General features: G+C 63.9%; 13 protein-coding genes. 4 read left to right on the plus strand and 9 right to left on the minus strand.

Annotated elements, in window-relative coordinates:
• The first annotated feature begins 4 nt into the window (after positions 1-4).
• On the plus strand, positions 5-955 hold the full coding sequence (locus J8I34_RS12700; protein WP_209769975.1) for an alpha/beta fold hydrolase: 951 nt from the start codon (positions 5-7) through the stop codon (positions 953-955).
• A gap of 82 nt (positions 956-1,037) precedes the next feature.
• On the opposite strand, the gene J8I34_RS12705 is transcribed toward J8I34_RS12700, so the two are convergent.
• Entirely contained in the window at positions 1,038-1,610 is a 573-nt protein-coding gene (locus tag J8I34_RS12705; protein WP_035876525.1) for a DUF2939 domain-containing protein, read from the minus strand.
• Between the two features lie 241 nt (positions 1,611-1,851).
• Between J8I34_RS12705 and J8I34_RS12710 the strand changes: the two genes are divergently transcribed.
• Positions 1,852-2,253 (plus strand): hypothetical protein, encoded by a 402-nt coding sequence (locus tag J8I34_RS12710; RefSeq protein WP_245175909.1) that lies wholly within the window; start codon positions 1,852-1,854, stop codon positions 2,251-2,253.
• Between the two features lie 60 nt (positions 2,254-2,313).
• Here J8I34_RS12710 and J8I34_RS12715 read toward each other — a convergent pair whose 3' ends face one another.
• The 6 genes from J8I34_RS12715 to cyoA form a co-directional block, all read right to left on the minus strand.
• Positions 2,314-2,682 carry a VOC family protein gene (locus J8I34_RS12715; RefSeq protein ID WP_209769971.1) on the minus strand — a complete coding sequence of 123 codons (369 nt, stop codon included), beginning with the start codon at positions 2,680-2,682 and terminating at the stop codon, positions 2,314-2,316.
• A 303-nt stretch (positions 2,683-2,985) separates the two neighbouring features.
• The gene (locus J8I34_RS12720) at positions 2,986-3,183 is read right to left on the minus strand and encodes a hypothetical protein (RefSeq protein ID WP_209806187.1); all 198 of its coding nucleotides are present in this window, start codon (positions 3,181-3,183) and stop codon (positions 2,986-2,988) included.
• An 81-nt stretch (positions 3,184-3,264) separates the two neighbouring features.
• The gene (gene cyoD, locus J8I34_RS12725) at positions 3,265-3,690 is read right to left on the minus strand and encodes a cytochrome o ubiquinol oxidase subunit IV (protein WP_209769961.1); all 426 of its coding nucleotides are present in this window, start codon (positions 3,688-3,690) and stop codon (positions 3,265-3,267) included.
• Positions 3,687-4,343: a cytochrome o ubiquinol oxidase subunit III gene (gene cyoC / locus J8I34_RS12730; RefSeq protein WP_029044671.1), complete on the minus strand. Its 657-nt coding sequence runs from the start codon at positions 4,341-4,343 to the stop codon at positions 3,687-3,689. Before cyoC ends, cyoD begins: the two co-directional genes overlap by 4 nt.
• Positions 4,336-6,339, minus strand: a complete 2,004-nt coding sequence (cyoB, locus tag J8I34_RS12735; RefSeq protein WP_209769959.1) for a cytochrome o ubiquinol oxidase subunit I — start codon at positions 6,337-6,339, stop codon at positions 4,336-4,338. The genes cyoC and cyoB overlap by 8 nt, the downstream gene beginning before the upstream one ends.
• Positions 6,340-6,431: 92 nt before the next feature.
• Positions 6,432-7,481, minus strand: coding sequence for a ubiquinol oxidase subunit II (gene cyoA / locus J8I34_RS12740; RefSeq protein ID WP_209770375.1), 1,050 nt, complete (start codon positions 7,479-7,481; stop codon positions 6,432-6,434).
• 143 nt (positions 7,482-7,624) lie between these two features.
• Here cyoA and J8I34_RS12745 point away from each other — a divergent pair, with 143 nt between their 5' ends.
• Complete coding sequence (locus J8I34_RS12745) at positions 7,625-8,944, plus strand: MFS transporter (protein WP_209769957.1); 1,320 nt, start codon at positions 7,625-7,627, stop codon at positions 8,942-8,944.
• A 484-nt stretch (positions 8,945-9,428) separates the two neighbouring features.
• On the opposite strand, the gene J8I34_RS12750 is transcribed toward J8I34_RS12745, so the two are convergent.
• Positions 9,429-10,379, minus strand: a complete 951-nt coding sequence (locus J8I34_RS12750; RefSeq protein WP_209769954.1) for a GlxA family transcriptional regulator — start codon at positions 10,377-10,379, stop codon at positions 9,429-9,431.
• A gap of 432 nt (positions 10,380-10,811) precedes the next feature.
• Here J8I34_RS12750 and J8I34_RS12755 point away from each other — a divergent pair, with 432 nt between their 5' ends.
• On the plus strand, positions 10,812-11,162 hold the full coding sequence (locus J8I34_RS12755; protein WP_029044676.1) for a hypothetical protein: 351 nt from the start codon (positions 10,812-10,814) through the stop codon (positions 11,160-11,162).
• A 129-nt stretch (positions 11,163-11,291) separates the two neighbouring features.
• Here J8I34_RS12755 and J8I34_RS12760 read toward each other — a convergent pair whose 3' ends face one another.
• On the minus strand, positions 11,292-12,200 hold the full coding sequence (locus tag J8I34_RS12760; RefSeq protein ID WP_029044677.1) for a LysR family transcriptional regulator: 909 nt from the start codon (positions 12,198-12,200) through the stop codon (positions 11,292-11,294).
• Between the last annotated feature and the right edge of the window lie 124 nt (positions 12,201-12,324).

The raw sequence follows: 12,324 nt of genomic DNA on the forward strand, positions 1-12,324 counted from the left end.
TGACATGTCCAGATCCTTGCTGCAGCGGCTGCTTGCATTCGCTCTCATCCTTGGCGCTGCCGCCATCGCCCAGGCCGCCCCCTCCACCCAGCCACGACAGCCCGATATCGGATGGATCGAGATTGACGCGGACATTTCGCTGAGACGGATGATCGTGCACCACCCCGGCGCGAAAGGGACCGTCCTGTTCCTGCACGGATTCCCCGAAACCCTTTACGCATGGAAGGACATCGCCCTGTCGCTGGGCGATAGCTTCGAAGTGCATGCCATCGACTGGCCTGGCTACGGGCTCTCATCGCGTCCAACGGCGGACAGGTTTTCCTATGCGCCCCGGGACTATGCCCGAGTCCTGGAGGCATACATCCGCAAGGCCGGCATCGACACGTCGCAGCTAACCATCTACGCAACCGATATCGGCGCGCTGCCGGCCTTGCTTCTGGCGCTCGACGCACCGGACATTGCGAGAACGATCATCGTCGGCGACTTCGCCCCGCTCGACAGGCCACAGTACATGTACGAAAGCCTGCAAAGCCTGAAATCTCAGCCGTCGGCCGAACTGGCTCGCGCGCAGCTGAACCGGAATCGCGACGATGTCCTCCAGAACGCCTACCGGCGCGGCCTGCCGGCGCAAGCGCAGTTCGACATTTCGCCCGAACTCCAGGAAGACATGGCCCGCGGATGGAGCCAGGGCGCCATGACGTCTGCCGACGCCTTTTATCACTACTACTCGCACTTCACGCGGGACCAGGCGTATCTGGAGGCGAACCTGCACCGGCTGAAGACACCGGTCAAGGTGGTCTGGGGTGAGAAGGACATCTATATCCGGAAAGAAATGGGCATCGAATTCGCGCAGAAGGCGCACGCCGAGTTCACCGCTCTGCCGGGCATCGGGCACTACCCGCACCTGCAGGATCCCCGGCGCACCGTAGAAGACATTCGCGCCGCATTTCGTTGAATCACATTGCAGGCGGCGCACGCCGGCCGTCCGACCCAGTCCGCTTGCATCGCGCTAAACGCCCAGGCACAGCCAGTTATGGTTATGGCCTTGCCAGATCGGGGATCTTGATCCCGACCCACTTCCACGACCAAAGCCCATCGCGCCGCAAGTCGGCAACGATCGCGTCGCCGTTGTCTTTCGTAGCCGTCGCCTGAACCAGGTTCCAGCTCCGATAGGAAACGTCGTACTTCAAGGTATCTCTTGCCGCTTCCTTGCGAGGTGCTTCCGGCGCCGGCGCCGACGCCTGTGGTTGCGGTGCCGAGGGTTGGGCGGCCGGCTTCTCACCAGCCATCAGCGCCATGACGCCAGCGGGCGATACCATGGTATCCACCAGCGTGTTGACCATGGCGAGGCCGATCATTTGTCCGAGTCCGGCAAACGGGTTGCCCTTCAACTCCGGAGATTGCAGATGAGCATTGATCGACAGGAGCAGTTGGGCCTTGAGGTTTTCGCGCAGCGCGGGGTAGTCGACGTAGCGTGAAAACTTCTCCGGATCCCGGGTTTCAATGGCGGACCGCATTTGGTAAATGGTCCAGTACGGGCTCGCGTAGCTCGTGACTGCGCCAATTGCGATTGCGGCTGTCGCTCCAACCAACATCTTCTTGTTCAACATGGCTTCCCGGGCGTTATGGTGTTGTCTGGGCGTGGAACCGGCCTTGCGGGCAAGCCACAATTGTAGCGTGGCGCCAGCGACCGGTTGATCCGCAGCCGCCCTCATCCAGGCCCGAGATGGAGTCCTATGGTAAGGTTGCCGGGATGAGTTCATGGACTTTAACTGGTGATGCATGTGCCGCATCCGTGTGGTGCCGGGAGGGTGATGCAGCGTGAGAAATGCGAAGCAGGAACCGCGGCGCATGTTGCAGGCTGAGAGAGTTTCAATCAGCAGGGCTTTGCGCCTGAGCGTGCCCCCAGAGGCCAGGCCTGCGCCGGTCAACCGGAAAGACTGGCTGCGGCAGAGGAAAGAGCAATTGCAGGCTGCCCGTGCCGCTGCCAGGCAAAGGCGCGATCTGCTAAGAGCCGAAATCATGTCGGCCGTGCAGGATGTTGCCCGAGAGGAACGCACTGCCGCGCGGCTGGAAGCTGAACGCCTGAAAGTGGAAGCGAGAGCCGCGCAGACCTACGCGCGGGAGGACGCACGTGCCGCCGCCAAGTTTGAGCGCGGCCAGCCAACCCGCCCGGTGTCCAAACGAAAGGCGCTTGCTAATGAGGAACGCAAGCTGGTCTCTTACGCCGATCTGTTGCGGATGCGTGGGTGATCTGGCGCAAGTTCCCCTGGCCGAAGCGGCTGAACGCGTGGTGGAACGTTACGTTAGGGCTCAAGGTTCGTGGCAAACCACTTCGATGTTGTGCCCGTCCGGGCCAATGACGAAAGCCGCATAGTAGTTCGCGTGGTAGTGCGGGCGCAGGCCGGGCGCACCATTGTCTTTGCCACCCGCCTCCAGAGCCGCGCGATAGAAGGCTTCGACCTGCTGGCGATTCTCGGCCGTGAATGCCAGGTGAAGGTGCGCCGGCTTCTCTTCGGTTTGGTACAGGCACAATGAAGCCTTGCGCTTTGAGCTCAGCTCGACACCGTACGTCGGCAGCCCTTCCGAGACAACGGCTACGCCGAGCGGTTCGAGTGCCTTGAGAAAGAACGCTTTGCTCGCTGCATAATCGCTGACTCCGAATTTGACGTGGTCGAACATGCTTTCTCCTGAGGTGTGCGGACCTGCGCAAGGATCCTGACCTGTCCATCGAGAGGCGTCCGGTTTGAAGGTGGCTTCAGTGGTCTCGAACGCATTGCGGTTGCGGAAGGCAAGGATTTGATGGCTTGCGGATTGGGGGTGTTGGTATTGCTCCCCGTACCGATCGCACTAGTGTGCGGCGCCGCCCAACACCGTGCAGGATGCGCCGCGCCGTCGGCGTCACGCCCCAGCCGTTCCCATGCTGAAAGCTGCGCCCGCCCCCGACAGGCACGATGGTTGCAAAGCCCTGTCAGAGCACGCCGCTCACCAATCCTTGGGAGAAATGTCATCAGCACCCTGACCATTCGCGACCTTGCCGGTCACCGCACCCTCGACGCCAGCGCCATGTCTGCGATACATGGCGGCATCTATCGCACGCCGCAGCAGATCCTGGCGTTTGAGCTCACCAATTTGCCGGCGACGCCGGATGGTCGTGTGCTTGGCACTGATGGCCAGTTGCATGTCCCTGTGATCTGAGGACACTTGGCGGGGGCGGGTATATATGCTGGTCAGTCAGGAACGTCCTGCCCTCTGCCCTGCCTGTTACGGCGCCTTGGGCGGCACGATTGCCGCACCGGGTTCAACGGTGCGCTCGTGATGCATCTTCGGCATCATGTTGCTGTTCAGGTGGAACATCACCCACAGCGACCCGGTCAGCGTGATCACCACCAGCGTCAGCGTGAACATCAGCGACAGCATGTTCCATCCACCCTCTGATCTGGCGTTCATATGCAGGAAATAGATCATGTGGACCACGATCTGCACCGCGCCGATCAGCAGGATGACGATGGCGGTGGTGGAAGACTTCTCGAACACCCCGCCCATTACCAGCCAGAACGGGACCGCGGTCAGGAAAACCGACAGCACGAAGCCGGTCAGGTAGCCGCCCAGCGTGGCATGAGGCCCTACGTCTTCCTCGTGCTCGTGGCCATGCCCGTGGCCGTCCAGTGTCTCGTCGTGTGCGCTCATGGCAGCGCCCCCATCAGGTAGACGAAGGTAAAGACGCCGATCCAGACGACGTCCAGGAAGTGCCAGAACATTGACAGGCACATCAGCCTGCGCTTGTTGGCGGTGATCAACCCGTGCCGCGCCACCTGCGTCATCAGCACGATCAGCCAGATGATGCCGAAGGTCACGTGCAGACCGTGCGTGCCAACCAGCGCGAAGAACGAGGTCAGGAACGCGCTGCGCTGCGGCCCGGCGCCCTGGTGGATCAGGTGCGCGAACTCATACAGCTCGACCGCCAGGAAGGCCGCGCCAAAAACCCCGGTGATCGCCAGCCAGATCTGCGTGCCGGCGATGCGGTTCTGCTGCATCTGCAGCATGGCGAAGCCATAGGTGATTGAAGACAGCAGCAGGAAGGTGGTGTTCAACGCCACCAGCGGCAATTCGAACAGCTCGGCCCCGCTCGGCCCGCCTGCGTATTCGCGGCCCAGCACGCCGTACGCGGCGAACAGGCACGCAAAGACCAGGCAGTCGCTCATCAGGTAGAGCCAGAACCCGAGCAGCGTGCCATTCTGCGGGTGGTGCTCTTCGGCCAGGTGGAAGGTGAAGCCCCCCGGCGGCACTTCATCCGCCTCGGAGGTGCCGCTCACGTACTGGGGATAGGTGGTCTCAGCCATGGCCCGCCATCACTTGTGTGCGCGCCGACTCCGTCCGGACCACTTGGTCGGCCGGAATGTAGTAGTCGCGCTTGTAGTTGAAGGTATGGATGATCGCGCCGATGATGATCGCGGCGAAAGACGCCACCACCAGCCACCAGATATGCCAGATCAGCGCGAAGCCGCACAGCGTCGACAGCCCCGCCAGCACGATGCCGGCCGCGGTGTTCTTCGGCATGTGGATGGGGTTGAAGCCCTGCAGCGGACGCGTGTAGCCGTTCTGTTTCATGTGCCACCAGGCGTCGGTGTCGTGCACCACCGGCGTGAAGGCGAAGTTGTATTGCGGCGGCGGCGACGAGGTGGACCATTCCAGCGTGCGGCCATTCCACGGATCGCCGGTCAGGTCGCGCAGCTCCTCGCGTCGCAGGAAGCTGACCACCAGCTGGATGATGAAGCAGGCGATGCCGATGGCGACCAGCGCGGCGCCGAAGGCGGCGATCTGGAACCAGATCTGCAGCGACGGATCGTCGAAGCGGTTCATCCGGCGCGTCACGCCGAGCAGCCCGAGCCAGTACAGCGGCATGAAGGCAAAGTAAAAGCCGGTCAGCCAGAACCAGAACGAGGCCTTGCCCCACGACGAGACCAGGCGATAGCCGAAGGCCTTGGGGAACCAGTAGTGGATGCCGGCCATCAGCCCGAACACCACGCCGCCGATGATCACGTTGTGGAAGTGGGCGATCAGGAACAGGCTGTTGTGCAGCGAGAAGTCCGCCGGCGGCACCGCCAGCAGCACGCCGGTCATGCCGCCGATCACAAAGGTGACCATGAAGCCGATGGTCCACAGCATTGGCGCCTCGAAGCGGATCTTGCCGTGGTACATCGTGAACAGCCAGTTGAAGATCTTGGCGCCGGTCGGGATCGAGATGATCATCGTCGTGATCCCGAAGAAGGAATTGACGCTGGCGCCCGAGCCCATGGTGAAGAAGTGGTGCAGCCACACCAGGTAGGACAGCACCGTGATCACGACCGTGGCGTAGACCATCGACGCATAGCCGAACAGGCGCTTGCGACAGAAGGTGGCGACCACCTCGGAGAAGATGCCGAACACGGGCAGCACCAGGATGTAGACCTCGGGGTGACCCCAGATCCAGATCAGGTTGACGTACAGCATGGCGCTGCCGCCCTGGTCGGCGGTGAAGAAATTGGTGCCGACGTAGCGGTCGAGCGACAGCAGCGCCAGCGCCGCGGTCAGCACGGGGAAGGCGGCGATGATCAGCACATTGGTGCAAAGCGCGGTCCAGGTGAAGATCGGCATGCGCATCAGCGTCATGCCCGGCGCGCGCATCTTGACGATGGTCACCAGCAGATTGATGCCGGATAACAATGTCCCGACCCCGGCCACCTGCAACGACCATATGTAGTAGTCGACGCCGACGTCGGGACTGTGGATGATGCCGGACAGCGGCGGATACGCCAGCCAGCCGGTGCGCGCGAATTCGCCAACGAACAGCGACATCATCACCAGGATGGCGCCGCCCGTGGTCATCCAGAAGCTGAAGTTGTTGAGGAACGGGAAGGCGACGTCGCGCGCGCCGATCTGCAGCGGCATGACAAAGTTCATCAGCCCCGTGACCAGCGGCATGGCCACGAAGAAGATCATGATCACGCCGTGCGCGGTAAAGATCTGGTCGTAGTGGTGCGGCGGCAGATAGCCGGCGTTGTCGCCGAAGGCAATGGCCTGCTGGATGCGCATCATGACCGCGTCGGCAAACCCGCGCAGCAGCATGATGATGCCCAGGATCACGTACATGATCCCGATCTTCTTGTGGTCGATGCTGGTGAACCACTCGCGCCAAAGGTAGCCCCACAGGCCGTACTTGGTGACCGCGCCCACGAGCACCAGCCCGCCCAGCACCACCGCGATGAAGGTGCTGATCAGGATGGGCTCATGCAGCGGGATGGCCTCCCACGTCAGCCGTCCGAAGATCAAATTGGCGAGTTCCGAGCGCTCGGGCATTTTTGTTCACCTGGGGCCTGAAGTAACCAACCGTGGCCGATGGTAGCTGGCCAGTACCGCTGGGAAAATGAGAACGTGGGAGAATCCGCGCCTTACTGCAGCAGCAGCCGGCCCTCGTTGCGTACAACACCGGCCGCGAACGCAGGCGCAACCGCCTGGGTGTTGCTCGCGGTGCAGATCTCGCGTGACGGGTCGAACTTGCCGCGGCTGCGGTCGAGTGCCATGGTATCGGCCATGCACCGGCCACCGCTCACGCAGCGGTTCAGGATCAGGTCATAGAGGCCGGGCGCCACGTTGGCATAGCGCTGCACCGGCACGCGCTCGCTGGGCTGCGCGAGCTGCAGGTAGGCATCCGTCGACAAGCCCTGGCCCGAGGACTTGACCTGCTGGATCCAGCGGTCGAAGTCTTCATTCGACAGCCCGTGGAACTTGAAGCGCATGTTGGTGAAGCCCTCGCCGCTGTAGTTGGCCGACATGCCCTCGTACTCGCCGGGCTTGTTGATCACGGCGTGCAGCTTGGTTTCCATGCCGGGCATGGCGTAGACCATGCCGGCCAGCGACGGCACGAAGAATGCGTTCATCACCGAGGTGGCGGTGATGTGGAAGGCGATGGGCCGGTCCACCGGCGCTGCCACCTCGTTGACCGTGGCGATGCCCTGCTCCGGATACAGGAACAGCCACTTCCAGTCCATGGCCACCACCTGCACCGGCAGCGGCTTGACGTCGGCGGTAACGGGCCGGTTGGCGTCGATGCGCGTGAGCGGCCGATAGGGATCGAGCTGGTGGGTGCTGACCCAGGTCACCGCGCCCAGCGCGATGATGATCAGCAGCGGCGCGGCCCAGATGGCGAGCTCCAGCACCGTGGAATGGTCCCAGTCGGGGTTGTAGGGCGCGGTCGCGCTTTCACGATAGCGCCACGCGAATACCAGCGTGAGGATGATCACCGGCACGATGATCAGCAGCATCAGGCAGGTGGCGATGATGATCAGGTCGCGCTGTCGCACGGCCATGTCGCCGGATGGCGAAAGCAACACTGCCTGACAGCCGGACAGGCACGCCAGCGCGGCTACCGCGCCACATCCTTGCAGTAGTCTTCTTCTTGGCACACGGAAATGCGGTACGGCAGCGTCGAAGTGGCCCATAGTCACTAAAGTGGCGTCTGAGGAATGTCGGCAAGCACCGATGAATCCACCTTTCGATTTTCTAAGGCAGTTTAGGCGCTATTCTTGTGACTGTGCGAGATTAAGTGCAGTATCGAAGCACTCCTGTCGAGAGGAGACTGACGATGGCCAGCCTGACCCACCAGCATCGAGCGTCGCCGACTGCACCTCCGGCCCCCGGCCACCATGAGGTGGCCCCTGCCGAAATCGCCACGGGCGTGGTGATCGGGCGAGCGTCCGAGTATTTCGATTTCTTCGTGTACGGCATCGCTTCCGTGCTTGTCTTCCCGGCGGTCTACTTTCCGTTCGCGAGCGAGCTGGCCGGGCTGCTGTACAGCTTCACGATCTTTTCCTTCGCCTTCATCGGGCGGCCGTTCGGCACGGCGCTGTTCATGCGCATCCAGCGGCGCTGGGGCCGCGGCATCAAGCTGACTGCGTCGCTGTTCCTGCTCGGCACCGCCACGGTGGGGATTGCGTTCTTGCCGTCGTACGCGTCGATCGGGGCCGTATCGATCTACCTGCTGGCACTGTTCCGCTTCCTGCAGGGCATTGCCTTCGGCGGTTCATGGGACGGCCTGCCGTCGCTGCTGGCGCTGAACGCGCCGGAAGACAAGCGTGGCTGGTATGCGATGGTGGGCCAGCTTGGCGCGCCCTCCGGTTTTATCATCGCCGGGTCGCTGTTCCTGTTCCTGCATGTCAGCCTGACCCCGCAAGAGTTCATCGAATGGGGCTGGCGCTATCCGTTCTACGTGGCCTTTGCCATCAACGTGGTGGCGCTGTTCGCGCGGCTGCGGCTGGTGGTCACGCACGAATACACGCAGCTGCTCGAAGAAGACGAACTGGAGCCGATCAGCACGCTGCAGATGGTCAATGCGCAGGGCTTCAACATCTTCCTCGGCGCGTTCGCGGCGCTGGCCAGCTATGCGCTGTTCCACCTGGTCACGGTGTTTCCGCTGTCGTGGGCGGTGCTGCACCAGGAGCAGACCATTTCCGAGGTGCTGGCCGTGCAGATCGCGGGCGGCTTTATCGCGTTCATCGGTACGCTGATCTCGGGCTGGCTGGCGGACCGCATCGGCCGCCGCACCACGCTGGCGACGATGGCGGTGCTGATCGGTGTTTTCAGCCTGGTCACGCCGTGGCTGCTGGGTGGCGGCGCCGCTGGCCAGAATATTTTCATCCTGGTCGGATTCGGCCTGCTGGGGCTGTCGTACGGGCAGGCGGCGGGCGTGGTGACCTCCAACTTCGAACGCCGCTTCCGCTACACCGGGGCGGCGCTGACCACGGATTTCGGCTGGTTGTTTGGCGCCGCGTTTGCGCCGCTGGTGGCGCTGGGGCTGTCGTCGCTGTTCGGACTGGTGGCGGTGAGTCTTTACCTGCTGTCCGGGGTGATCAGCACGTTGGCGGCACTGCGTATCAGCCGGGCGCTGGGAACGCCGGAGTTGTAGGGCGCGCCCGGTACGCGCCCCGTTGAGGACATTCAGGACAAAAAGAAAGAAAAGAAGAACGAAAATGCCGGCGCTGCGGACGCGGTGACAAGCCGCCGCAGCACCAGGCGATGGTCAGCTATCGATCAGCGCAGGCCGAAGAAGCTGAGCACCGCGAGGATGATGACAACCGCGCCAACTAGCCAGACGATATTCATGGCGGCTCCTTTGTGATGTCCGTAGGGACGTGGACGAGGTGACGGACCGGATGGCTCACCTTCCCTTTGTCCAGCAACAAACGTGCCGTGGAGCCGTATGCACTTTTCCATGGAGCGCGGGCAGTATGCTGCGCCGGGATAACGGAGGGGCCGCCGGCGCGCCAGTGGCCAGTGCAATTCCGCCAGGTGGTTATTACAAGAGGGTTTCAACGTGCGTGAAGGATGCCTGCAGGCTCATGCGGCAGGCCTGCGTCTTCAGCGTGCTTTGCCGCCCGCTTTGCCGCCCGCTATGCCGCCGGCGTTTCGACGCCTCGCGCCAGGCGTCGGATCGCCTGCGGCGGCTGGCCAAAGGCCCGCAGGAACGCCCGCCGCATGCGCTCGCGGTCGCCGAATCCGGTATCCCGCGCCACCACGTCGATGGCATGGCGCCCGCTCTCCATCATCAGCCTCGCGGCTTCGACGCGCAGGTGCTCGACGGCCTTCGCCGGCGTCTGGCCAGTCTCGTCCCGGAAAGCGCGCGCGAACTGCCGCGGGCTCAGGTGTGCCGCCTCTGCCAGCTGCTCCACGGAGAGCTCGCTTTGCAGGTTCTGCCGCGCAAAGTCCAGCGCGGCGCGGATGCGGTCGGAGCGCGGCTCCAGGTCGAGCAAGGCCGAGAACTGCGATTGCCCGCCGGCACGGCGGTGGTACACGACCAGCTTTTTCGCCACGTCGCGCGCGACCGCGCCGCCGGCGTCTTTCTCCACCAGCGCCAGTGCCAGGTCGATGCAGGCTGACATGCCGGCCGACGTCCATACCGGGCCGTCGATGATGAAGATGCGGTCCTCTTCCACGCCCACGTTGGGAAAGCGCCGCCGCAGCTGCTCCGCGTAGTACCAGTGCGTGGTGGCGCGGCGGCCATCCAGCAGCCCGGCCTCCGCCAGGTTGAAGGCCCCGGTGCAGGTGGCGCCGATGCGCCGCGAGGTGCGCGCCGCTCGCTGCAGGAACCTGACCAGCGCCGGCGGCGTAGGCGTGATGTCGTTGTCGCCGACCACCAGCACGGTATCGAAGCGGCGCCTGCCGAACGGCTCGGTGCTCACGGCAAAGCCGCCGGAACACATCACCGGCCCGCCCTGCTCCGACAGCAGGTGGACCTGGTACAGCGGCATGCCGAGCGTCCGGTTGGTGAACTCCAGCACGGTTGTAACCGCCAGGTTCATCGCCTGGAAGCCAGGGTACAGGGCGAGCGCTACGTGATGCATGATCGGACGTCCTTGGGTGGCAGAAAAGGTGGCATCCTCGGTTTTTGATGCCACGCCATTGTGCCCCGGATCATGGGGTCGCGTGCGACGAACCCTTTGCTTCCCATTGAGTTCCGGACTGCCGGGCCTTCGAAGCTGCGCGCGGCGCACCTGAGCCGGATCTTTCGTGTGACGGGCCCGGCGCCCGGCACGGGCGTGGCGCGGCTGACTGCCGCTCGCAAACGGCATCCGGGGCACGCGTTTGTACCGCTTTGTATCCGCGGCAAACATCGATACGTGTCCTGACAGAATCGCCGCTGACCCGCTACAGGGCAGATACACCGGTCTCCTTTAATTCCTCTCGTGGCCCGGCGGCAAAGACGACGAAGACGACGCCCCGGCCGCGCAGATACGCAAACCGAGACAGATCCACTGACATAAAGGAAACCGATCATGGCTACCCAATTCACCCGACGCCTCGTCCTCGCCATCGCCCTCGCCGCTGCCGCCGCTGGCGCACAAGCTGCACCGAGCGCGCGCGACCCGTTCAGCGAAGGCGCCCGCGCCGTCCAGGACGCACGCAGCCCGTTCGCCGATGGCGCGCGCAGCGTGCAGGACGCACGCAGCCCGTTCACCGATGGCGCTCGCGGCGTGCAGGACGCGCGCAGCCCGTTTGCCGACGGCGCGCGCAACGTCGACCCATACAGCGACGGCGCACGCACCCTCGCCGGCCTGGACCGCACCGGCCCCTCCGCCGACCCGGCGCGCGCAATCGACCCCTACCTGGACGGTGCGCACGCGTGAGGATGCGGCATGCCGCCGCTACGCCAGCAATAGCCGCGCGAGGCCGCAGCGCCACCGCTCCGCTTCCGGCGCATGACAAGCGAGCAGGCTATCCGTTGCACTGGATGCAACGATGCCCTGCCCGCTTGATCAGATCAGCGGGAAGGCCTTCATCACATGCCGCAGCATGCTGCTGGCCACCGGCGAAAGGTGCCTGCCCGCCCGCGAAATGATATGGATGCGGCTGTTGTTCAGAATCGGGTTGGCCAGCGGCAGCGACACCAGTTGCCTGAACTGCGCCCCTTTCAGCGGCACAGAGCGCGGCGTCAGGATGTAGCCCAGCCCCATCGCTGCGAACTCCCACAGCACCTTGAATGAGTTGGTCACCAGCATCGGCTTAAGCGTGATGTGCTCGTCCAGCTCCGCCGCCTGCACGTGCTTGCGCACGCCAAATGATTCAGCCAGCGCCGCACCCTGGTGCGCAGCCAGGTCCGCCAGCGTCAGCGCGCGCCGGCGCCGCGCGAGCGGATGGTCCTTGCGCACATGCACGCGGATCGGCGACAGCCGTGAATAGTGCGAGCGCAGGCGCACATCGTCGGGCGGCTGGAAAACAAAGCCGATATGCGCCAGGTCTTCCAGGATATGGCGGACGGTTTCGTCGGTGCCCGCCACCTGAATGCTGCAGGTAACGTCGGGATGCTTGCTCAGGAACCCCTGCAGCACCGGCTCGAGCACCAGGTCGACGAAGCCCTCGCCGAAGACGAGCTCGACATGGCCGCGCCTGGCGTTCTTCAGGTTGTTGACCTCGGCCAGGAAGGTGTCGTTCAGATCCTGCTGGCGCCGCGCGAACAGCGCCAGCAGGCGCCCCGCGTCGGTGGCGACCACGCCGCGCCCGCGCCGCTCCAGCAGCGTCAGGCCGGTGTCCTGCTCCAGCTTGGCCACGGCGCGGCTTACTACCGAAGGGTCCAGCTCGAGCACCTCCGCCGCGCCGCGCACCGTGCCGGTCTCAATGATCTGCAGCAGGCACAGCGCCCGCTTGCGGTCCAGCACGTCATCCATGTCTTTGCTCCTTCTTGCCTGATCCTGCCTCCCGGTCGAGCGAGGCTTTTTTTGATTGTTGCTATTTATACAACGTTTCTGCCCAAACATTGTCATGGATGCCGCGACCAAGGGCGTGGAGAAT

The organism is Cupriavidus phytohabitans (assembly GCF_017815025.1).
Classification (GTDB): domain Bacteria; phylum Pseudomonadota; class Gammaproteobacteria; order Burkholderiales; family Burkholderiaceae; genus Cupriavidus.

Coding starts and splice junctions, on each gene's coding strand:
- J8I34_RS12720 (WP_209806187.1), bottom strand. CDS start 3,183: ATGCAACTGGCCATCAGTGCCAAGCACACGACCATCCGGCGTCGCCGG.
- cyoA (WP_209770375.1), bottom strand. CDS start 7,481: ATGGGCCACTTCGACGCTGCCGTACCGCATTTCCGTGTGCCAAGAAGA.
- J8I34_RS12745 (WP_209769957.1), top strand. CDS start 7,625: ATGGCCAGCCTGACCCACCAGCATCGAGCGTCGCCGACTGCACCTCCG.
- J8I34_RS12710 (WP_245175909.1), top strand. CDS start 1,852: ATGTTGCAGGCTGAGAGAGTTTCAATCAGCAGGGCTTTGCGCCTGAGC.
- J8I34_RS12760 (WP_029044677.1), bottom strand. CDS start 12,200: ATGGATGACGTGCTGGACCGCAAGCGGGCGCTGTGCCTGCTGCAGATC.
- cyoC (WP_029044671.1), bottom strand. CDS start 4,343: ATGGCTGAGACCACCTATCCCCAGTACGTGAGCGGCACCTCCGAGGCG.
- J8I34_RS12705 (WP_035876525.1), bottom strand. CDS start 1,610: ATGTTGAACAAGAAGATGTTGGTTGGAGCGACAGCCGCAATCGCAATT.
- J8I34_RS12715 (WP_209769971.1), bottom strand. CDS start 2,682: ATGTTCGACCACGTCAAATTCGGAGTCAGCGATTATGCAGCGAGCAAA.
- J8I34_RS12750 (WP_209769954.1), bottom strand. CDS start 10,379: ATGCATCACGTAGCGCTCGCCCTGTACCCTGGCTTCCAGGCGATGAAC.
- cyoB (WP_209769959.1), bottom strand. CDS start 6,339: ATGCCCGAGCGCTCGGAACTCGCCAATTTGATCTTCGGACGGCTGACG.
- J8I34_RS12700 (WP_209769975.1), top strand. CDS start 5: ATGTCCAGATCCTTGCTGCAGCGGCTGCTTGCATTCGCTCTCATCCTT.
- cyoD (WP_209769961.1), bottom strand. CDS start 3,690: ATGAGCGCACACGACGAGACACTGGACGGCCACGGGCATGGCCACGAG.
- J8I34_RS12755 (WP_029044676.1), top strand. CDS start 10,812: ATGGCTACCCAATTCACCCGACGCCTCGTCCTCGCCATCGCCCTCGCC.